Origin of the sequence: Actinocrinis puniceicyclus (assembly GCF_018283645.1) — a bacterium.
GTDB classification, from domain to species: Bacteria; Actinomycetota; Actinomycetes; order Streptomycetales; family Catenulisporaceae; genus Actinocrinis; species Actinocrinis puniceicyclus.
In genome coordinates this window covers 1-738 of sequence record NZ_JAGSXH010000358.1, presented here as the reverse complement: position 1 = coordinate 738, position 738 = coordinate 1, and the positions used below count along the sequence as shown (strand labels likewise).

General features: G+C 67.9%; 1 protein-coding gene. It reads left to right on the top strand.

All coding sequences use genetic code 11. The features are described from left to right. Positions 1 to 51 precede the first annotated feature (51 nt). Positions 52 to 738 (top strand): LamG domain-containing protein (locus KGA66_RS31295; protein ID WP_211472877.1); only part of this gene is annotated, 687 nt, incomplete at its 3' end.

Below are 738 nucleotides of genomic sequence, written 5' to 3'. Positions count from 1 at the left end.
CTTCGGCTGCCGGCGACGCCGAAACCACCCAGCCCAGCGACACACGAACCGGTGAACTCCCCACCAAAGTCACCCCGACCAGCAACCAACCGAAAGAGGGCTTGCGCACCGAAAAACCGACAGTCTCACACCTGGCCGCTAGACGACGCGCAAACCGGCACCGCCGCCACCGCCGCCGACACCACCGGCGCCGTCAACGCCACAGCCCTACCCCTCACCGGCACCAGCGGCGCCACCTGGCACACCGGCGACGTCTTCAGCCCCGACGTCCAACTCGACGGCAAAACCGGCTACCTGACCACCAGCTCGAAAGCCCTGGACCTGACCGGCAGCTTCACCCTCGACGCATGGGTGAACCCCACCGCCCTCGGCGGCGCCGTGCTCGCGCAGAACGGCAGCGCCGACGCCGGACTCACCCTCTACGCAGGCAGCAACGGCTGGGTCTTCGCGCTCAACACCGGAGCCGGAACCGCGAACAGCTACGACACGATCACCGGCGGCACCGTCCAACTGAGCGCCTGGACCCACCTGACCGTCAGCTACGACACCGGCAACCACGTGATGAGCCTGTACGTCGACGACGTGTACGTCGCCAATGGCAACCACACCGCCCCCACCACCGGCGCCACCGGCGACTTCGTCATCGGCTACGACGGAACCAGATCCTTTACCGGCCAGATCGCCCAGGTCCAAGCCTGGAACGGCACCGCCCTCTCCCCCGTCCAGCCCTACACCCCC